The sequence below is a fragment of the Treponema sp. SP13 genome (assembly GCF_050938355.1).
Taxonomy (GTDB): domain Bacteria; phylum Spirochaetota; class Spirochaetia; order Treponematales; family Treponemataceae; genus Treponema_D; species Treponema_D socranskii.
In genome coordinates, this window is the sequence record NZ_JADOVM010000002.1 from 208,254 (window position 1) to 227,123 (window position 18,870).

Sequence of the window (18,870 nt, forward strand, 5' to 3'; positions counted from 1 at the left end):
ATAATCGTGTACGCAAACAAGATTTTCCGCGCTACACTTCTACGCGCGGCACGCGTTTTGCGATGCCCGTCAAAATCTCATACGAGATCGTGCCGGAAATTTTTGCGATGTCCGCCGCCGTCTGCAGCGCACCGGAATTTTCAGGGCCGAATATGACGGCTTTATCCCAGCGATGCACGCCGTCGGAGCCGACATCGACCATACACTGATCCATGCAGATGCGTCCGACGACGGGATAATTTTTTCCGCTGATCGCGACGCACAGTCCGGGAAACAACCTCCGCGGCAATCCGTCGGCGTAGCCGATCGGAAGCGTTGCAAGGACGGTATCGCATTCGGCCGTCCACGCACGGTTATACGAAACCGCCTCCCCCTTTTTTATCGATTTGATCGCAACGACTTCGCTTTCAAGAGCCATCACGGGTTCGAGCGTACACGGCTTTCCCCGAGAGGCGCAGTAAGCGCCGTCAACGCTTCCGTCAAAATAGCCGTACATGAGGATCCCCGGCCGCACCATGTCGAGCTGCATTTCCGGCCGATCGAGCAATGCCGCAGACGCCGCACAGTGCCTGATGCCCGGATCGATGCCTTCGTCTTCGATCGATTTGACGGCGCGCATAAAATCCGAAAATTGCTCATCCGTATATCGTCGAGATACCTCATCCGTTTCATCGGCCGAAGAAAAATGCGTGCACACCCCTCCGAGTGCAAGGTGGGGCAAGTTTACGATGCGCTTTGCAAAGAGCGAAGCTTCATCGACGGAGCATCCTATGCGGCGCATGCCGGTATCGACTGCAATGTGTACGGAAAATTTTCCCGAAGCGTATTTTCCGCCGGCTGCGTTGAAAAGTTCCGCATACGCTTCATCGCACACGAGAGGGGTAAGCTTGTACAAAACGGCGTCTTTCATTTCGTTCGGCGTGCATAGACTCAAAAGCAAAATCGGAGAAGCGATACCGCTTTCACGGAGTTCGATCCCTTCGTCGACGGTCGCAACCGCACAAAACGATGCGCCTGAAGCGAGCGCCGTCTTTGCCGCAAACACCGCACCGGAGCCGTAACCGTTCGCTTTGACCGCAGCGCAGATTTTCGTATTGCTGTCTTTAATAAACGATTGAATGACGGAAAGGTTGTGTATCAGATTGTTTTTATAGACGACCGCGCGCGTGCTTCTCATAGTATACTCATTGTAGATAGCCGGAACGTTTTAGGCAAGGGGACACTTTTAAAAATACGGTTGGATTTTACAAGATACAATGTGGATGCGATGCGATAAGATGCGAAACTTGAGATTTTTTCAAAAAAACGATATACTATACAGATGAATGACAAGTTTTGAAATTATCAGTTCATAATCGGCGATAGCCCGTCCGCTTGGTTGCGGTCAAGCTTTTTGAACGAAATTCTGTTTTCAGATATATTGTGCATTCGATTTTAAATTAATAATTTCAATAAGGAACCCTATGGTTATTTTAAAAAACAAGAGTTTCGCCGTTGCGGTGTTTTTTTCGGCGTTTTTATCGAGCGCACACGCATCGGCCAAATCCGTAAAAACGGCGGACAAACATTTTCCCGCACCGACCGCGCAAGAGGCGGAAACGCCGGATCCGGCCGATATCGAACAAAACGAATTTTTAACGAAAATTTCCGACATCGCTTTAAACGTCGTTTCTTTTCCCAAGCAAACCGTAAAACACTCCCCGTTTTCGTCGGCGTATACGCTCTTCGTAAAAGACGCCGCGGAAAAAGGAGTTTCCGGTATGCCGATTACGGTTTCATACCCCGCATCGCGTACGGACGATTCGATCGTCTACGATGAAATCGTTTTGACGACTGACGAAAACGGACACGTCGAATTTATGCCCGGCGTGCCGGCGTTTTCATTCGACGAAGCCGTAACCTTTTATCCGACGCCCGTCAATTCGAATCCCGAAACCGTCAAAGCCGCCCGTGCCGCGAGCGTTACGGCACCTTACAAAGTCCGAACCGATTTGGCAAAAAAAAGCGGCATTCTCTACGTGTTCGATTTCGACGATAAAGGCCGTGCGCTTACCAATTCGCGCTACATTCTGAGAGATTTTATCAATTCCGGCGTCCGATCGGGAAACTCTCCCATTTCCTCTCCGAATTACTTGAATCAAAACATCGCGTCTCTTTATAAAGCGACGCGCGCCATCGTCGGAAATACGGCAGGTTTTATGGTATCGGGTTCGATAAAATTCACCGCGCCTTCGGAACGTAAAGATGACGGCACATACGTGTGCACGCTCGTCGCGGACGTTGCGTGCATCGACATGCAAAACGGAGAGGTACTGTATAAAACGCAGCAGCGGGCGTCAGAAACCGGAGCATCGCAATCTCTCGCCGCGGAAGCGTGCCGTAAAAAAATCGCTTCGCAAACCGTGCATGCGATACTCTACGGAATGTGAAGGTAAAATCGATAGCGGGCAGTTCTAAAAACTTCATCGTTTAAAGATGCCCTATTATTAATTTTTATTCGGATGTTGAAACATCATGCAATTTTTTTATAGGAGATGGTATGCAGTACACTGATACGCGAGATACAAGCCTCAGAGTAGATTTTCGAACCGCCGTCATGAGCGGCATGAATCCCGTAACGGGCGGCCTCTATATGCCCGAAGCGTTTCCGCACATCGATCGGGCGCTTATCAATAAAACGCCCGCCCCGTGTTTCCGCGATATCGCATTCAATATGGCAAAACCCTACGTCGAAGGTGAAATTCCCGACGACGAGCTGCAAGGCATCATCGAAGATGCATATCCGTTTTCGCCGAAACTCGTCCCCCTCGATTCAATCACGTATGTCCTCGAACTCTTTCACGGACCGACATGCGCGTTTAAAGACTTCGGTGCGCGTTTTATGGCGCGCGTGATGTCGTTTTTTAATAAAACCGAAAACGGCGCGCTCCACATTCTCGTCGCGACTTCGGGCGATACGGGAAGCGCCGTCGGAAGCGCATTTCACAACGTAGTCGGCCTCGACGTGACGATTCTCTACCCCGAAGGAAAAGTGAGTGCTCTGCAGGAAAAACAGCTTTCGACTTTTACCGGAAACGTGCGCGCGCTCAAAGTGCACGGTACTTTCGACGATTGCCAAAAGCTCGTCAAAACAGCCTTTACCGATGCCGAATTGCGAAAAAGTTTTCGGCTCTCTTCGGCAAATTCTATAAACATCGCGCGCCTTTTGCCGCAGAGTTTTTATTATATGTACGCCTCGCTTGCCGCACGCGATAGGGCGAAGCTTGACAACAAAATCGATGACCCTGCCGTCATCGTCTCCGTTCCGTCGGGCAATTTTGGAAATCTCACGTCAGGTCTTATCGCACGCGAAATGGGAGCGCCGATTACCGGTTTCGTCGCTGCGACGAATACGAATCACACGATTCCCGACTGGATTGCCACCGGCGAGTACCACGCACGAGCGTCCGTCGAAACGTACGCAAACGCGATGGACGTCGGCGCTCCGAGCAATTACGAGCGCATCGCCGCAATGTATCCGCTCGAAGAAGTGCGCCGCCTCTTTGCGTCCTACTGGCTCGATAACGACGGTATTATGAACGCTATCCGCTCATGCCATGCGAAAACGGGTTACATCACCGATCCGCACGGAGCTATCGCATGGAAAGCGTGGGATGACATTAGAAGCGGCTCCATGAAAAATCTCATGGGCGGCCTCAAAGGCTCGAGCGAAAAGCCCGGCCTCACGCCGAATGTCCCCGATTGGGCGCGCTTCGTTGCGGAAAAAAAGAGTGTCGGCATCGTCCTCGAAACCGCCGATCCCGCAAAGTTCAGCGAAACCGTCGCCAAAGCCTGCGGAAGGGAGCCGCCCATGCCCGACAGGCTCATGCAAGTGATGCAGCTCCCCGACAACGCCGTCCCGATGGAAAACGATTACGAAGCGTTCAAATCGTGGCTTACGTCTCATTTGGCGTAAGCGCAGCGTTTTGACAGCCGCGAGTACAGACGAAAAGTTGTCGTGCAGAATCGGAGGCGATTCGACACACATAAACACGCGCCGTTGACACGATCCGCCGTTTTCGATATAGTGATAAAGCTTTTGCGGTAGTCGTATAACGGCTCATTACCCCAGCCTTCCAAGCTGGAGACGAGGGTTCGACTCCCTTCTACCGCTGAAGAAAAGAGTTTGCGAGTTGCAGACTCTTTTTTGTTTTAAATATAATGTACGTTTTTTAGATAAGGGAGTCGAAGCGAATGAGCGCCGAGCAAGGCGCGAAGAACTCGCAAATCCGAGCAGTGCACAGGATTTGCGAGTTCCATTATGCAAGAAAAACGCTTGTAGCGTTTTTCACCTTCCGACTTCCAGCGGCAGGTGCCGCGAAAAGACGGCAGGGATGCCGCCGAAAGCGAATGAGCCGGCCTGTAGGGAGCGTGCAGGAGGCACGCGACCGGAAGGCGACTCCCTTCTACCGCTTAGGAGACTGATTTGAAGTTTTTCAAGTCAGTCTTTTTTTTGCCAAGCAACGTATCCGATAAACGAGGGAGTCGAAGGCACAGTGCCGCGCGGCAGGCGCCGCGAAAAGACGGCAGGGATGCCGTCGTCAGGCACTGTGACTGGCCTGTAGGGAGTGCACAGGATGTGCGCGACCGAAAGGCGACTCCCTTCTACCGCTTAGAAGACTGATTTGAACTTTTTCAAGTCAGTCTTTTTTTACCGAACACATATCTAGCAAGCAAAGGGAGTCGAAGGCACAGTGCTGCGCGGCAGGTGCCGCGAAAAGACGGCAAGGATGCCGTCGGCAGGCACTGTGTCCGGCTTGCAGGGAGCGCACAGGATGTACGCGACCGGAAGGCGACTCCCTTCTACCGCTTAGAGAACCGGTTTGCACATAACAAACCGGCTTTTATTTGCGCCTGGGCGATCAAGTGCTTAAAAAAGGCGCTGAAAAAATACAGAGAAAAATGAAATACCCTGCGATCGGATTTTTCAGGAACAGCAAATGCACTTTGTTCAAGCAAAAGGAATTTTATCGGCTAAAAACGGAATGAACTTATACCGCGGCTGTACGCACAGGTGTATCTATTGCGACTCGCGAAGCAAATGCTATACGCGGTGTAAAGCAAACGGCATCGAAATGAATCCCGATAAAATATTTTCGTATTTGTCGGCTTTTGAAAATAAACAAACAAGCGCACAGTTGATGCTGTTTTAACAACGTGCGGCGTTCCCGTGATCCGATTATTCGTAAAAAATAATTTTTTGTATAAAATAAAATTTCTTGCTCTTTTTGGGGAATTATGGTATTATTATCCCAATAGGACCCCCCGCACCTCTCTTTGATGTGTCCCATGGGGGGACATTTTTTATGCCTGATCCGATAAAAAATCCCACAACCTATGAACAGCAACTCGCTAAATTAAAGTCGCGCGGATGTATGACTAAAGATGATGCATTTTGTATTGCTGTACTGAAGACGGTAAATTATTATCGCTTGTCTGCATATTTTTTACCGTTCAAAAAGAACGACGATACGTATGTAGGAGGCACGAGTTTTGAGCAGGTTTTTAATATTTATGAATTCGATCGAAAACTACGACGTATAATCTTTTCCGCAATAGAAGAAATAGAAGTTTTTACGAGAGCTGCGTTCGCTTATTTTCATGCGCATAAATACGGAGCTGTCGGATATTTTAATGAGAAAAATTATTCTGCAAAACATCAACATGAAAAATTTAAAAAACTGATTGAGCAGGAAATACACAGCAATAGGAATGTTCCGTTTGTACGTCATCATACACAAAAATACAATGGTATGTTTCCGATTTGGGTAATTGTTGAATTGTTTACGTTCGGGATGCTCTCATTCTTTTTTGCCGATTTAAATACACAAGATCAAAAAGACCTTGCGCGTGCCGTATTCCATTCTACCGCAAATAATATAAAAAGCTGGCTGCGTTGTTGTACCGATTTAAGGAATATTTGTGCGCATTACGGACGGCTTTATTACCGGAATTTCCCTTCCGTTCCCGCAGGATTTAAAACCGAAGGCAAAGACAGATATAGACTTTGGACAATAATGCAGTCGGTAAAGGGATTGTATTATGATGCGGGAAAATGGAATACATCGATCCTTAAACCGATGGTAAATTTATTTAAAGAATATAAAGACGATATCAATTTGGCACACATCGCATTTCCTCTAAATTGGGTTGATTTGCTGACAAAAAAATAACAACTGATCGACCCATAAAAGTATTTTCGTTAAATTATATTTCAACAGAATCTCAATATGAAAAAACCTCAGTTTTGAATTTTTCAGCCGAGAGTAAAGCTTTTTCTACGCTATAATCTGTTCAGAGTTTTGCGTCCGTATACACTTCAAGCGCGGCGTTCCCGTGATCCGCTCCCCGCCGCTTTATTTTACGATAACGCGGATGATCCTCTTTTTGCCCGCTTTCAAAATAAACTCGCCGTCCTCATCCGCTTCTTTCATCGTGATGAGCGCGTGAATGTCTTTTACGACTCGTCCGTTTACCTGCGCGCCCCCCTGCTCGATGAGGCGGCGGTTGTCGCTCTTCGACGTACCGGGCTGTGCAATTGCAAAGAGATCTACAATTCCGATCCCCTCTTCGATCGCCTGCTTTGCGATTTCCGCCGTCGGCATGTGCGCTTTATCGCCTTCACCTCCGAATGCGGCCTTTGCGCCCGAAAGCGCTTTGTCGGCTTCGGCTTTGCCGTGAATTACGGCGGTCGCTTCGTATGCGAGCCGCTCCTTCGCTTCGTTGATATTGCCTGCGCAGATTTTATCGATTTCTTCGATACTCAAAAACGTAAACAGCAAAAGGAATTTGCGCACGTCTGCATCGGCGACATTCCGCCAATATTGGAAAAAATCGTACACGCTCGTGAGCGAAGCGTCTAGGAAAACCGCGCCGTGTTCGCTCTTGCCCATCTTTTGTCCGTCCGCACGCATGATGAGCGGAAAGGTCAAACCGAAGCATTCGTGCTCGATATTTTTTTCCGTCGTGCCGCCGAGCTTTCTCCTGATCAAATCGACGCCCGCAGTGATATTGCCCCACTGGTCGTCGCCTCCGATCTGCAAAATACAGCCGTGCCGTTTGTGCAGCATGAGAAAGTCGTAACTCTGCAAAAGCTGATAATTGAATTCGATGAACGAAAGCCCCCGCTCGAGCCGCATTTTGTAGGCTTCGAACGACAGCATTTTGTTGACGGAAAAACAGGAACCGATATCGCGTAAAAAATCGATATAGTTCAAATCCGCAAGCCAATTTTTATTGTTGTCCGAAAACGCCGTCTTGCCGTCGAAACCGATAAAGGCGTCGAGCTGCTTTTCTATACGCGCGACGTTTTTGTCGAGCTCTTCATACGAAAGCATTTTACGCATTTCCGTTTTGCCGCTCGGATCCCCTATGCGCGCAGTCCCGCCGCCAATGAGAGCGATGCCGATATTTCCCGCAGAACGCAAATGCCGCAGCGCAAAAAACGGAACCATGTGCCCGATGTGGAGACTCGGCCCCGTCGGATCGCAGCCGACGTAAAAAGTAATGGGACCCGAGTCCATGCGGGAAGAAAGAGAATCGATATCGGTACATTGAGAATAAAATCCCCGCGCTTTCAATTCGGCAAGCGTGCTGTTCATACGTCATCCTTAATTATTAAAATCACATTTTCAAAAATACGTTTTCGATTTTATATGATTGAGGGGGTTAAGACAAGAGCTCGCGATTTCGAGCAGTGCGGAGAAATCGCGAGCGTGTTAATAAAAGAAAAACGGCTTGGCCGTTTTTCGCCTCTCGACTTCATCGAGCAAATCCGAGCAGTGCGCAGGATTTTTTCGCGTCTCCTATAAAAGAAAAACGCGCCAAGCGTTTTTTCAACTCTCGACTTAAAAAATAATTCCGAGCAGTGCGCGACTTGCAACGAGCACGAAGTGCGAAGTTCCGCGCGCAGGATTTTTTCGCGTCTCCTATCACACAGCGCGCCGTAAACGTCGCACTGTGTGTCCTCATAAGGAATTGTAGTCGGCTTTCATACCTTTTATTACATCCGAAAGGATGAGGTATAAAAGCCTCCGCACGGATAAAAGAAAAACGCGCCAAGCGTTTTTTCAACTCTCGACTTAAAAAATAATTCCGAGCAGTGTTCGTTCGCGGTACATCCGTTTATTTTTATAAAAAACCGCGTAATTTATAGCTTTGTAAACGATATATAGGTCAGCGGCTTCCTTGCCGCACTATCTCAACAATCGAAGGTGCAGCTATGGAATATACCCATAAACCCGTCGAAGAACTCACCTTTACCGACGACTTTATGTTCGGCACGGTCATGAAAAACAAAATAATTTGCAAAGGCATCATCGAGCGTCTTTTGCACATCAAAGTCGGTAAAATCGAATATCCCTCCCTGCAAAAAACGATAGCACCGTTTTACGAAAGCAAGGGCATACGCCTCGACGTCTATGTCTCAGATCCCGAGCGCATCTTCGACATAGAAATACAAACGTCGATCCCGCTCTCTCTTCCCAAGCGTACGCGCTATTACCAAAGCCTTATGGATGTCGATAACCTCTTACGCGGACAAAGCTATGCGGAATTAAAAGAGAGCTACGTCATCTTTATCTGTACGCGGGATCCCTTCGGTAGAGGTTTACCCGTATACGAGTTTCGTAATATCTGTACCGCCGACGGCACTCTTTTTCTTGATGACAAATCGTATAAAGTATTTTATAATGTGGATGCCTACGGTAAAGAAGATGAGCCTGAATTGAGCGCCTTATTGCAGTATCTTTGCGAGAGGCGGGCGACGAGCGGTTTTACGCAGAGGATCGATGAGCTTGTCGAAAAAGCGAAACGGAACGAAAAGTTCAGGAGCAGGTATATGTCGTTGAATATTCATGAAGATGACTTACGTATGGCAGGTGAAAAGATCGGCTTTGAACGGGGGAGACGCGACGGTGTCGCCGCGGGATCATATCAAAAAGCACGAGAAACGGCAAAGTTGATGCAGCGAGAAAGCTGTTCTACCGATTTTATACAGCGGATGACCGGTCTCTCGGAAGCGGAGATCGAAAATTTATGAGCGTTTCCTATCATACAGCCATTTCTTGACGCAAACCGCACTTTGGCGTTATATACTTACAAAGAATATGTACGGAGAATAATAAGCAGTGCCGAATCAAACAGCCGATAAAACGATCCTTACATGATTCGCATCCTGTTGTCCGTATTCACACGAGCGGTGCAATCCGCATAACGAAAAAAGCATTGGAGAAAAGCAAGCATGCCGCAGATGAGTAAGGGCGGAAAATATATTTTCGGCTGGTCGCTCATACGGGAAAACGGAAGAATAATTTTTCCGGCATCGGCAGTAGAAGAATATAAGTTACAAAAAGAACGGTACATTTACATCGTTTCCGGCAGCAAACAGACAGGCGGATTTTCCGTAATGAGCGAACCGCTGCTTTCCCGCTCAAAATTGAATCACATCCTGAAAGAAAATCCGAACCTTGCGGATAGGATCTTAAAAGAGGGAGAATTGATTTCATACAAGGGAAGAAAATACGGCCGGCTTCCCCTAAAAGATAACGGAGTTCGACTTACGCCGTCATTGATGCGGACGCTTGATATAAAAGCCGGAGACAAATTATTGGCGATCCGAAGCAGCGACATCGCATTTACTTTAGGCGCCAAAGGTGCATTGATACAAAAAGCACATAAATATACGGGAGAAATAGCAGTTTTTTAATCAACATACCCCGACGCAGCCTCGCAGCGAAGCTTCAAGCGGCGACGGGGTATGTTGTCCTCATAAGGAATTGCAGTCGGCTTTCATACCTTTTATTACATCCGAAAGGATGAGGTATAAAAGCCTCCTCACGGATAAAAGAAAAACGCGCCAAGCGTTTTTCGCCTTTCGACTTCATCACGTAGATTCCGCGCAGTGGTCGTTCGCAGCTTTCCAAAAACTGCAGTTTTTGGAAAGTTTCCTTGATGTACTATGCGACGTTTAAAATTAAGTCATTACGATACAAGGACTTAATTTTAAACTCGACAGGCTGTCGAAAAAGTAACCGACTTTTGAGACAACCCTCTCACTACCGCATTTTTCCTTTACAAAAGCGGCTGTAGTGCAAGGTTACGACACGGCATCCCTGCCGTGCGTCGGAGGAAGTTCCCGCACTCTGCGTTCGCGCCGAATCCTTGCAACGCTCACCACCGTAATTATACCGAAAAGAAATTACGCCTGTACGTTGAGCTGTAAGTACACTTGATCTGCCAAACCGAAACCGGCGTTTTTCGTAAGCTGTGTCGCGTATTCGTCGTACATCATGTCTTCGTACATTTGAGAAGCAAAACTGTCGCCGCCGAAAAGAGATGTTTTCGTAACGGTGCTGCGCATCGACGACACCATGATTTTGACGATGTAGGATTCGAGTTCGAGCGATTTTTCGTAGAGTTTGCTCGTCCTGTCGATCGTCGCGCTTTTTGCGTGAACACCCGCGCCGTTTGCCGCAGCTCCTACGGGAAGCGCTTGCTTATCGCTTTCGTTCGTAAACGTATTTGCAAAGCCCGAAGCGAAATCTCCGTTTAACCGCCCGTCTTCGACAACCCGTTCGGATGCGACGGATGCGCTTTGAAAGGAAGCGGATGAGCGTATGCGTTTTACCAAATCGGAAAAAGAAGCGCCCTCGCCCGCTTCCCGCGCTTTTTGCATCGTTTCCGTTCCGTTCAATAACGACGAGTTGACGCTGCTTATCTTCATTTTCCCTCCAAAAAACTTTTGCAGAAAACTTCAAGTGCGCGGTTTAGCGCTTTAAGCTCACCGCAGTGCCGAGCATAGTGTCGGACGTTTGAATCGCTTTGCTGTTAAACTCGTACGCTCTCTGCGCGACGATCATCGCGACCATTTCATTGACGACGGATACGTTGCTCATTTCAAGGAATTTGTGTTCGAGTTTTCCCATACCCTCAAAGCCCGGGCGGCTTGCGATCGGAGCGCCCGACGCGTTCGACACTTTAAATAGGTTGTCGCCGTCGGCTTCGAGTCCGATTTCGTTCGGAAAGCGGTAGAGTTCGAGCTGTCCTACTTCCGTGGGTTCCGTCTCTCCGTTTATCTTTACGCCGACCCTTCCGTCCTGACTGATGACGAGGGTCTGCACATCGTAGCCTTCCGGTAAAATGATTTCCGGCATAACGCGATTCCCGTCGGATGTGAGGAGCTGGCCGGTCGAATCGACTTGAAACGATCCGTCCCTCGTATAGGCGTAGCTGCCGTCGTATTTTTGCACACGGAAAAATCCGTCTCCGACGATGGCGACGTCGGTGGAAACTCCGGTGTGCTGGAGCGAACCCTGGTGCATGATGCGCTGAGTCGCGCCGACTCTGACGCCGTGCCCCTGCTGGATGCCGACGGGTGTCACCGTATCTTCGGTCGCGGGCGTACCGGCGAGCTTTGCCGTTTGATATATCAAATCTTCGAATTCGACGCGCTGCTGTTTGTAGCCGGTCGTATTGACGTTTGAAAGGTTGTGAGAAATCGCATCGATATTCGTCTGCTGACCGTTCATACCCGTCGCAGCCGTCCATAAACTTCTGACCATATCGTCCTCGCTGTCCTTATTAAATCATCCTAGTTTATCCGTGCTGATAGAGCGCGACGCGCGACCACAGCGTTTCCATCATCGAGTCTTCGCTTTGAATCGTCTTTTGATTCGCTTCGTACGCGCGGTTCACTTCGATCATCCGCACCATTTCGTTGACGACGTTTACGTTCGACGTTTCAACGTATTCCTGCAAAACGCGCGGGCGTTCGTTTCCTTCGGCGATATAGGCGGGGCCTGCGATATCGTTCGTGTTGTACAGGCTCTCTCCCATCTTTTTCAAATAGCGCTCGTTGTCGAAGCGTACGATTTTCAGTCTGTCGATTTCGTTGCCCTCTTCGTCGATTATCTTCCCGTCTTCCCGCACGGTAAACCGATCGTTTTCAAGCGTGATGATGCCTTTTTCGCCCATAACGGGATAGCCGTCTTTCGTTTCGAGGATGCGCTCTTTACCGATAAAAAAGTTTCCGTTCCGCGTATAACGCTCGCCGATCGGCGTCTGCACGGTAAAAAATCCCTTGCCGCCGAGCGCAAAATCGGTTTTCGTACCCGTCGTTTTAAATGAACCCTGTTCGAAATCGGTAAACTGTTCGTTCGTTTCGATACCGAGTCCGAGCTTCCCGATAATCGGAGCGGCGTCCGCGCTGCCGAAGGGCGTTTCGTAAACACCGTCGGCGTTCGTCCGTCGTAAAAGGAGTTCCGAAAACGATTTGCTCACGCGGACATCCCGTTTGTAGCCCGTCGTATCCACGTTTGCAAGATTGTTCGAAATCGCATCGAGTCTGTTCTGCTCGCCGTTCATGCCGCTTGCGCCTATATACCAACCGCGTATCATAAATATCCTCTCTTATTGTATCGGCGAAGAAAAACGCCGTGTTTAGCAAAAATAATTTGCAAAATACGCAGTCATGCTTTATACTGAATTACAGATATGCTTTGATTTTACAGCGATTCAAAGCACGGGAGGTATGATGCCCGATAAAGAAAAAGATTTATGCGTTCTTTCGATCATTCTCGGAGGCGGAAAAGGAACGCGGCTTTTTCCGCTCACAAAAGTCCGCTCGAAGCCGGCCGTTCCGTTCGGCGGAAAATTCCGCATCGTCGACGTGCCGATTTCAAACTGCATCAATTCAGGCTACAAAAAAATATACTTGCTCACGCAGTTCAATTCGTTTTCGCTGCACATGCACATCAGCAATTCGTACAACTTCGACCGCTTTTCGCACGGCTTTGTCGAAATACTGGCCGCAGAACAAACGCTCGAACACACCGGCTGGTACGAAGGAACCGCCGACGCGGTGCGGAAGAATTTTCCGCACTTTAAACCGCAAAAACCGACGCACTATATCATCCTTTCAGGCGATCAGCTGTACCGCATGGACTTGCGCGATTTTATGACATCCCACCTCGAAAGCGGTGCCGACGTAACGATTGCGACGACGGCGGTAAACAGGAGCGACGCGTCGGGCTTCGGCATTATGAAGATCGACGGCGAAAACCGCATCGCGGAATTCATGGAAAAGCCCGCACGGGACATGAATATCGACGATTGGAAAATCCCCGAAAGCTCGCGCGGCAATCTGCCGCCGGAAAAAGAATATCTCGCGTCGATGGGTATCTATATCTTCAACGCTCCCGTCATGGATGAAATGCTCGACAACGATATGACCGATTTCGGAAAAGAGATAATTCCCGCAGCGATAAAAACGAAAAAGATCAATTCGTACATCTTCGACGGCTATTGGGAAGATATCGGAACGATCGGCAGTTTTTACGAAGCGAATATCAATTTGACCGAAACGACTCCGCAGTTCAACATCTATGACGAAGACGAGCCGATCTATACGCACATTCCGAATCTCCCGCCGTCGAAAATCAATAAAGCCGACATAAACGCGTCTCTCACGGCTGAAGGCTGCATCATCACCGAAAGCCGCCTCAATCACTGCGTTATCGGTATTCGCTCGATCATCGAAACGGGAAGTACGCTCGACGGCGTGATTATGATGGGCGCCGATGCCTACGAAACCGAAGCGTCCAAACGCTACAACGCCGAACACAATATACCGGATCTCGGCATCGGAAAAAACTGCCGCATCGCTCGTACCATAATCGATAAAGACGTGCACATCGGTGACAACTGCTCCATCAACGTAAGCGGAACCCAGTACGAAGAAGGCGACCACGGCTTGTTTTATTGCGCCGACGGCATCATCGTCATCAGAAAGGGCGCGGTCATCCCTTCGGGTACGGTGATTTAAGGCGGCTCGTTTTCGTGACGGATTCGATGTATGATAAGCTCGGCGATTTGCTCAAAGCCGCGCTCGAAAAAGGCGAGATCCCTAAAAGCGGTGAAAAAAAAGCCGAAACGAATGCAGGCACGGACGAGCGTTCGTACGGTTTCGAAACGAAGAGCAAAGCCGGAGAAGCGGGTATGTTTCGTGCATCAAACGGCAGCGCGCAGACAAAAAACAAAACGGAAGCGCAGCGTACGGCAATGTGCGGCGGGCAAAGAGGCGGCACGAATATCAAGCTCGAAACTGTTTTAAACGCAAAAGGGAAAAAACGGCGCGGCGAAGTGCTCAAAAGCGAAAACGGAGCCGAGAGGGCGCGTCCGTTCAAAGTACTGCCGGATCACATCAAAAAAGCCTGTGAAACGCTCGGCGTAAAAGCGGGCGCGGACGAAAGCGAAATACGGAGTGCGTACCGTAAAAAGCTCAAGCTTTTTCATCCCGATTCGAACAGCGAAAACGAAACGATACAGCACGTCGCGCACAAAAAGACCGAAGAAATCGTCGAAGCGTATAAAGCGATACTCGCGTATAAGGCGTCTCTCGGGTAAAGAGCGTGATTTTCGAAATACGCGCAAATGTGTATACGCACCGATAAGTTACCTATTGCTAATATTTATAAAATCCGCTATAACATAACCGCACGTTCCGTCTCTCCTTGTACAATCGGAACGGCATAAGTTTTTATGGAGGTATACCAATGAAAAAAGCAATACTCACGCGCGTACTGTCGGCGCTGCTTTTTGCCGTAGCACTTTCGTTTGCCGCAGCGGATCCTGCGACCGACGTAAAGATCGATTTCAAAATGGATCTCAGCTTAAAAAATCACGAAGCCGATTATTTCACGTGGACGGTCGGAAACCAAAGCGTAAAGGATAAATTCGATGCCGCATCCGGTGCAAGTCTCAACGGTTCTACAAAAGCGTTCAACGCAGTCCGCTTTGCCGAACCGGCGGATGCCAGAAAAGCCGCTATGCCTGCAGGTCTGCGCAGCGTGTTTTTATTTGCGATCGCCGATAGCAAGCTTGCAAAGAACCACGCGCTTCAAGTGACGAAAGACGCAGGAGTCATCACCGTGCGCTTTGTCCGCAAAACGAATGCGTTCGAATTGAAAACCGATAATAAAGGAAACTTCAATCTGCTGACCGGCTCAAAGATCGCAAAAAACGTTACCGATAAAAAAGGCGACGGCTTTGTCATCAAACCCGAATACCTAAAACAAGGTGGAGACGTAAGCAATATGGCGGATTTGGACTGGAGCAAGATCCCCCTTGCGGACGATGCGTTCAGTTCCGATGCCGCGTATCACTATGACGGAAACGTAAAATTTACATTTAAAGACAACGTGTTGCGCATCACCGGTACGCTTTCTCGAACCAAATAGGAACTGTCTCAAAAGGCGGTTACTTTTTCGACAGCCCCTATACGAGCGCCGGTCATTTCTCATGTGAATTGCTCGGCGCTCTTTATAAAACAAGTGCAATCGATTTTACGGACGGCAAAACGATCGTCGCCCTTCCCCTGCCCGATCGCCGCTTACGGATTCAATTCCCACTCTCCGTATTTATCGACGATCTTTGTCTTCATGCTTTCCATCGGACGCCACACGACCGAAATCGTCACATAGGGATTAAAATCGTAATATTTTTTAGCTTTGTCCGTCACGAGGCGCGGCGCAACTTTAAACGTCGTATTGAAATCCCAATCGTGCAGGTCGTGCGTCAGCGTAAAGTTTAAGCTCTGCAGTTTAAAGCCCGACGCTTTTCGCCTGCTTTCGTCGTCGAAGCGGAATGAATCGAGTAAATCGAAAAGCACGTTTGTTTCGCCGGGAATCCGTCCTGCTTCTCCAAGTATTTTTTGGAAATAACGATAGAGCACGGAATTGCGCGACGTCGAAGAAAAGGTGAATGTAAGGAATTTATTAATTTCAAAGTTGAGCGACGGAGTAAACAGAAAATAGCTGTTTGTCGGACGAAGGAGGTCTGCGACGACGCTCGTCGAAAGTCCGGGTGCGATTTTGATGCGGTTTTTCCAAACATACCACGTATCTTTGGGCAGCGTATAGGAAAGCGAAAGCGAATACGGCAAAAACGCTTCCTGCGATCGCACTTGCCATCCCGTCGCCGCATTGAAATCGTAGCCCTTCGTATACGACATCGTGTAAGAAGCCTCGAGTCCCTGCCACGCAAGCGTCAAGCGCAGCGCATCGTCGTGATACTTATCCCAATTATAATTGTACGACTGCGTAAACTTGAACGTATTATTAAAAAGCGAAAGCGTAAACGCTTGCTGTATGAGCTTTCGCTCCCATGTCGTATCGGTTACGCTTTTTTGTTTGAATCCCGTCGAAAGCGAAAACGTCGTAAACGGAAAGGCAAGCGAAAGCGTTCCCGTGTATTCGTCGACTTGCGGCGGAAGCGTCATCGAAAGCACGAGGGACTGCGAAAAAGCGTCACTCTCGTTCATCGCATAGGTAAAGGCGAGCTGATGAGCGGTTACCGAATCCTTATCGGTAAAATCGGGACCGTAATATCTCCAATCGGGATTGTCGGCATCGGTTCCGAGAAATTCGCTTCTGAACAGCTTAATCGTCGAATTATACGAAATGCCGGTGTTTTTTAACATACCGATATAGTACAGCGGTTTTACGCTCACCGAATTCGTATTGACGATTTCCTGTATCGACGCTTTAAAGTCCGCCACTTTGAGCGAATTGACGGCGCTCTGCGTATAGCCGCCCGTCGCCGTATCCGTCGAAATATACGGGTGCCGCTGAACAACGGGGTTGTACGACAGGCCGTTCGTAAGAGTAAAAAAGCTCCCGCCGTAGCTCGCAACGGAATCGAGGGAAAGCGGCGTTTTAAGCGTATACATCGAAGATCGGACTTTGCTCCATTGAAAATCTTCGGGCTTGCTCAAACCCGTCGACGAATACGCGATCTGAGAGGTAAACGTCGGCTTCAGCGAATACGAAAGCTTATAATCGAAACCCGGAATTACCGTAACGGCGGGAGCTACGGCCGTGAGAGACGGCAGCGCTTTTTCGAAAAACTTTGCATCGTCTTTCGCAGCGTCATCGACATCCGTATGCGCTTTATCATGTGTTCCGCTTTCGCCTTGCCCTTCACCCGTTTTTTCGGCTTCCGTTTTGCCGTCCTCCGGCGCACCGTTTCCGACCGCCTTCGCTGCAGCCTTTGCCGCTTGTTCTGCTTTCGCTTTTTCTTCGGCAATCTCCTTTGCCGTTTTCAATTCGTCGGGAGCGATGAGCGGCACTTCGGGCGCGTTCTTTTTTGCCGCATTCGTTCCCTTCTCCGGATACGAAAAGAGCGTTCCCGTAAGCGAAAGAGAAGCCGTCGCCGGCGTGATCTGCGACGGATAATAAAATTTGCGTTCCGGCGAATAGGTTTTCAAATTGTCCGTACCCGAAAGCGAATTATTAAAGACGGAACTGTATACGACCGACGCGTTGAGCGACAGCGACAACGATGAAATATATGGAGCTGCCCGAACGGAAGACGGCAGCGAATACGAACTTGCGAGCGTCCATGAAAACGACGATATCTCTTTTACCGTCTTCGTCTCCCCTGAATCGGTTCCCATCGATGTGAGGTAACCGATCCAATCCATCGTTTCGTTGCGCTCCGAAAAATCGTCGGTGATAAAGGGATCCGAATAGATCGGCATCGACAGCGTAAACGAAAACGGCTTACTCAAAACGAATTTAAAATTCGCGCCGTAGCGGAACGGCATTTCGATGCCCATAAAATTGGACGTATCGTAATACCGTTTTCCCGACGCCGCATAGGGCGTATGGTTTCCGGAAGAATCCCGAAACACCGTATTGCTGAACGCAAGCTGTGCCGATGAAGTAACTTCGGTGATATAATCGTTCGGCTTAAAGACTCCTTCAAAGCCGGTCAAAAATCCGAGGTTCGAATACCAGTCGCCTATAATCTTAAAATAATTCGCTGTGCCGCCGGTATAGTCTTCGTCGAGGTTGTGCAGCACGATTCCTTCGAGCTTTTGTTTTTTCAGTGTTGACGGCCGTATAAAATTGAACAGCGCTTTCAGGTTATCGCTGTCGTCGCTGTCGTTGCTGCTTTTCGACGAGTCTTTTGGAACGTAGAGAGGCTTTCGCCCGTAGAGATAAGCGGTCGTTTGAATAAAATACCCGCGCCGTACGTCGTAACCGAATACGGGATTGTAGATGAGTTCGTCTTTCGGATAATAAAATGCCGGAAGGTAGAGCACTGGCACGACGCCGACGTATAAGAGCGCATTGAAAAACGCAAACTCGCCGCCGGGAAGCAGCCAAATGCGCGTCGCGTCGATGTGCCAGTGAGGATTTTCGTCGTCGCAAAACGTGAGACTTCCGTTTTTAAAAGCGACCGTATTCGATTCGCTTCTGCCGAACATATCGGATGCGACGATGAGCGTCGAACCCGACGGCAGATTGATCGAATCCGTCTGCGTCTGTACGATGCGCCCGTCGTCGAACACGCCTTCGAGCGTGGACGTGTTGAACATGAGTGACGACGCGGTTGCCGTACTGTTGCCAGCCGCGCCTCCCGCCTGTTCCATCGACACACCGCCGGACGCGTACATCATCTTCGTCTTTCTGTCGTAGGTAATCCGCTCGGCGCGGATCGTCGTTTTCGTGTTTCCCTTTGCAACGGAAATGCGGACATCTCCGTTCAGCACGATCGTATCGTTTCCCGTCTCTTTGTTTTTTTCGTACGATGTCGCTTGCGAATGCTCTATCGTGATGACGGTTTTTTCATCCTGGACCGTACGTGAAGAAGACGCATCGGAGGCCGTCTCTTTTTCTGCGGATGCGGAAGTTTCTTTTTCCGTTTGAGGATTTGCCCGAGACGCATCGTTTCCCTCCGCCGCAGCTGCGCGATGTACACCGGCGGAAAAAAAGATAAGCGAAAAAATTAATAATGTTATGATACGGCATTTCGGCGCAATCATCTTTT

At 49.1% G+C, this 18,870-nt stretch carries 14 protein-coding genes, 1 tRNA gene and 1 pseudogene; 10 read left to right on the top strand and 6 right to left on the bottom strand.

All coding sequences use genetic code 11. From position 1 onward, the window contains the following. Window positions 1–31: 31 nt before the first annotated feature. Window positions 32–1,177 (bottom strand): alanine racemase, encoded by a 1,146-nt coding sequence (gene alr, locus IZU26_RS05125; protein WP_433277287.1) that lies wholly within the window; start codon window positions 1,175–1,177, stop codon window positions 32–34. A 286-nt stretch (window positions 1,178–1,463) separates the two neighbouring features. Here alr and IZU26_RS05130 point away from each other — a divergent pair, with 286 nt between their 5' ends. The 5 genes and pseudogenes from IZU26_RS05130 to IZU26_RS05150 all read left to right on the top strand — a co-directional run bounded on the left by IZU26_RS05130 (window position 1,464) and on the right by IZU26_RS05150 (window position 6,212). Continuing rightward, entirely contained in the window at window positions 1,464–2,429 is a 966-nt protein-coding gene (locus IZU26_RS05130) for a hypothetical protein (RefSeq protein WP_021329988.1), read from the top strand. Between the two features lie 110 nt (window positions 2,430–2,539). Next, a complete protein-coding gene (thrC, locus tag IZU26_RS05135; protein ID WP_433277289.1) occupies window positions 2,540–3,955 on the top strand; it encodes a threonine synthase in 1,416 nt (471 codons plus the stop codon). 125 nt (window positions 3,956–4,080) lie between these two features. Beyond that, window positions 4,081–4,153 (top strand) — tRNA-Gly (locus IZU26_RS05140). Window positions 4,154–4,979: 826 nt separating this feature from the next. After that, window positions 4,980–5,087 (top strand): annotated as a pseudogene (locus tag IZU26_RS05145) (radical SAM protein); the annotation flags it as partial. Between the two features lie 258 nt (window positions 5,088–5,345). Further along, the gene (locus tag IZU26_RS05150; protein WP_433277291.1) at window positions 5,346–6,212 is read left to right on the top strand and encodes an Abi family protein; all 867 of its coding nucleotides are present in this window, start codon (window positions 5,346–5,348) and stop codon (window positions 6,210–6,212) included. Window positions 6,213–6,395: 183 nt separating this feature from the next. On the opposite strand, the gene tyrS is transcribed toward IZU26_RS05150, so the two are convergent. Then, window positions 6,396–7,640, bottom strand: a complete 1,245-nt coding sequence (tyrS, locus tag IZU26_RS05155) for a tyrosine--tRNA ligase (protein ID WP_433277293.1) — start codon at window positions 7,638–7,640, stop codon at window positions 6,396–6,398. Between the two features lie 620 nt (window positions 7,641–8,260). Between tyrS and IZU26_RS05160 the strand changes: the two genes are divergently transcribed. Both IZU26_RS05160 and IZU26_RS05165 read left to right on the top strand, forming a co-directional pair. Beyond that, complete coding sequence (locus IZU26_RS05160; protein ID WP_433277296.1) at window positions 8,261–9,079, top strand: Rpn family recombination-promoting nuclease/putative transposase; 819 nt, start codon at window positions 8,261–8,263, stop codon at window positions 9,077–9,079. 201 nt (window positions 9,080–9,280) lie between these two features. Then, window positions 9,281–9,745: a hypothetical protein gene (locus tag IZU26_RS05165; protein ID WP_433277298.1), complete on the top strand. Its 465-nt coding sequence runs from the start codon at window positions 9,281–9,283 to the stop codon at window positions 9,743–9,745. Between the two features lie 492 nt (window positions 9,746–10,237). On the opposite strand, the gene IZU26_RS05170 is transcribed toward IZU26_RS05165, so the two are convergent. Genes IZU26_RS05170 through flgF form a run of 3 tightly spaced genes read right to left on the bottom strand, consistent with a single transcriptional unit; the run spans window position 10,238 to window position 12,435 of the window. Next, entirely contained in the window at window positions 10,238–10,762 is a 525-nt protein-coding gene (locus tag IZU26_RS05170) for a rod-binding protein (RefSeq protein ID WP_433277300.1), read from the bottom strand. 43 nt (window positions 10,763–10,805) lie between these two features. After that, the gene (gene flgG, locus IZU26_RS05175; RefSeq protein ID WP_016520395.1) at window positions 10,806–11,600 is read right to left on the bottom strand and encodes a flagellar basal-body rod protein FlgG; all 795 of its coding nucleotides are present in this window, start codon (window positions 11,598–11,600) and stop codon (window positions 10,806–10,808) included. 34 nt (window positions 11,601–11,634) lie between these two features. Beyond that, entirely contained in the window at window positions 11,635–12,435 is an 801-nt protein-coding gene (gene flgF, locus IZU26_RS05180; protein ID WP_187419545.1) for a flagellar basal-body rod protein FlgF, read from the bottom strand. A 136-nt stretch (window positions 12,436–12,571) separates the two neighbouring features. Here flgF and IZU26_RS05185 point away from each other — a divergent pair, with 136 nt between their 5' ends. The 3 genes from IZU26_RS05185 to IZU26_RS05195 all read left to right on the top strand — a co-directional run bounded on the left by IZU26_RS05185 (window position 12,572) and on the right by IZU26_RS05195 (window position 15,275). Then, the gene (locus IZU26_RS05185) at window positions 12,572–13,861 is read left to right on the top strand and encodes a glucose-1-phosphate adenylyltransferase (RefSeq protein ID WP_433277302.1); all 1,290 of its coding nucleotides are present in this window, start codon (window positions 12,572–12,574) and stop codon (window positions 13,859–13,861) included. A 14-nt stretch (window positions 13,862–13,875) separates the two neighbouring features. Continuing rightward, the gene (locus tag IZU26_RS05190) at window positions 13,876–14,442 is read left to right on the top strand and encodes a DnaJ domain-containing protein (protein ID WP_433277304.1); all 567 of its coding nucleotides are present in this window, start codon (window positions 13,876–13,878) and stop codon (window positions 14,440–14,442) included. A gap of 149 nt (window positions 14,443–14,591) precedes the next feature. Continuing rightward, window positions 14,592–15,275, top strand: coding sequence for a hypothetical protein (locus IZU26_RS05195; RefSeq protein ID WP_433277306.1), 684 nt, complete (start codon window positions 14,592–14,594; stop codon window positions 15,273–15,275). A 152-nt stretch (window positions 15,276–15,427) separates the two neighbouring features. Here the strand turns inward: IZU26_RS05195 and IZU26_RS05200 are convergent, their stop codons facing one another. Continuing rightward, window positions 15,428–18,865, bottom strand: coding sequence for a hypothetical protein (locus tag IZU26_RS05200; RefSeq protein WP_433277308.1), 3,438 nt, complete (start codon window positions 18,863–18,865; stop codon window positions 15,428–15,430). Window positions 18,866–18,870: the final 5 nt, after the last annotated feature.

Excerpts from the sequence above, each read along its gene's own strand:
- tyrS (WP_433277293.1), bottom strand. The coding sequence starts at position 7,640 with ATGAACAGCACGCTTGCCGAATTGAAAGCGCGGGGATTTTATTCTCAA.
- IZU26_RS05170 (WP_433277300.1), bottom strand. The coding sequence starts at position 10,762 with ATGAAGATAAGCAGCGTCAACTCGTCGTTATTGAACGGAACGGAAACG.
- IZU26_RS05185 (WP_433277302.1), top strand. The coding sequence starts at position 12,572 with ATGCCCGATAAAGAAAAAGATTTATGCGTTCTTTCGATCATTCTCGGA.
- thrC (WP_433277289.1), top strand. The coding sequence starts at position 2,540 with ATGCAGTACACTGATACGCGAGATACAAGCCTCAGAGTAGATTTTCGA.
- IZU26_RS05165 (WP_433277298.1), top strand. The coding sequence starts at position 9,281 with ATGCCGCAGATGAGTAAGGGCGGAAAATATATTTTCGGCTGGTCGCTC.
- flgG (WP_016520395.1), bottom strand. The coding sequence starts at position 11,600 with ATGGTCAGAAGTTTATGGACGGCTGCGACGGGTATGAACGGTCAGCAG.
- alr (WP_433277287.1), bottom strand. The coding sequence starts at position 1,177 with ATGAGAAGCACGCGCGCGGTCGTCTATAAAAACAATCTGATACACAAC.
- IZU26_RS05195 (WP_433277306.1), top strand. The coding sequence starts at position 14,592 with ATGAAAAAAGCAATACTCACGCGCGTACTGTCGGCGCTGCTTTTTGCC.
- IZU26_RS05130 (WP_021329988.1), top strand. The coding sequence starts at position 1,464 with ATGGTTATTTTAAAAAACAAGAGTTTCGCCGTTGCGGTGTTTTTTTCG.
- flgF (WP_187419545.1), bottom strand. The coding sequence starts at position 12,435 with ATGATACGCGGTTGGTATATAGGCGCAAGCGGCATGAACGGCGAGCAG.
- IZU26_RS05200 (WP_433277308.1), bottom strand. The coding sequence starts at position 18,865 with ATGATTGCGCCGAAATGCCGTATCATAACATTATTAATTTTTTCGCTT.
- IZU26_RS05150 (WP_433277291.1), top strand. The coding sequence starts at position 5,346 with ATGCCTGATCCGATAAAAAATCCCACAACCTATGAACAGCAACTCGCT.
- IZU26_RS05160 (WP_433277296.1), top strand. The coding sequence starts at position 8,261 with ATGGAATATACCCATAAACCCGTCGAAGAACTCACCTTTACCGACGAC.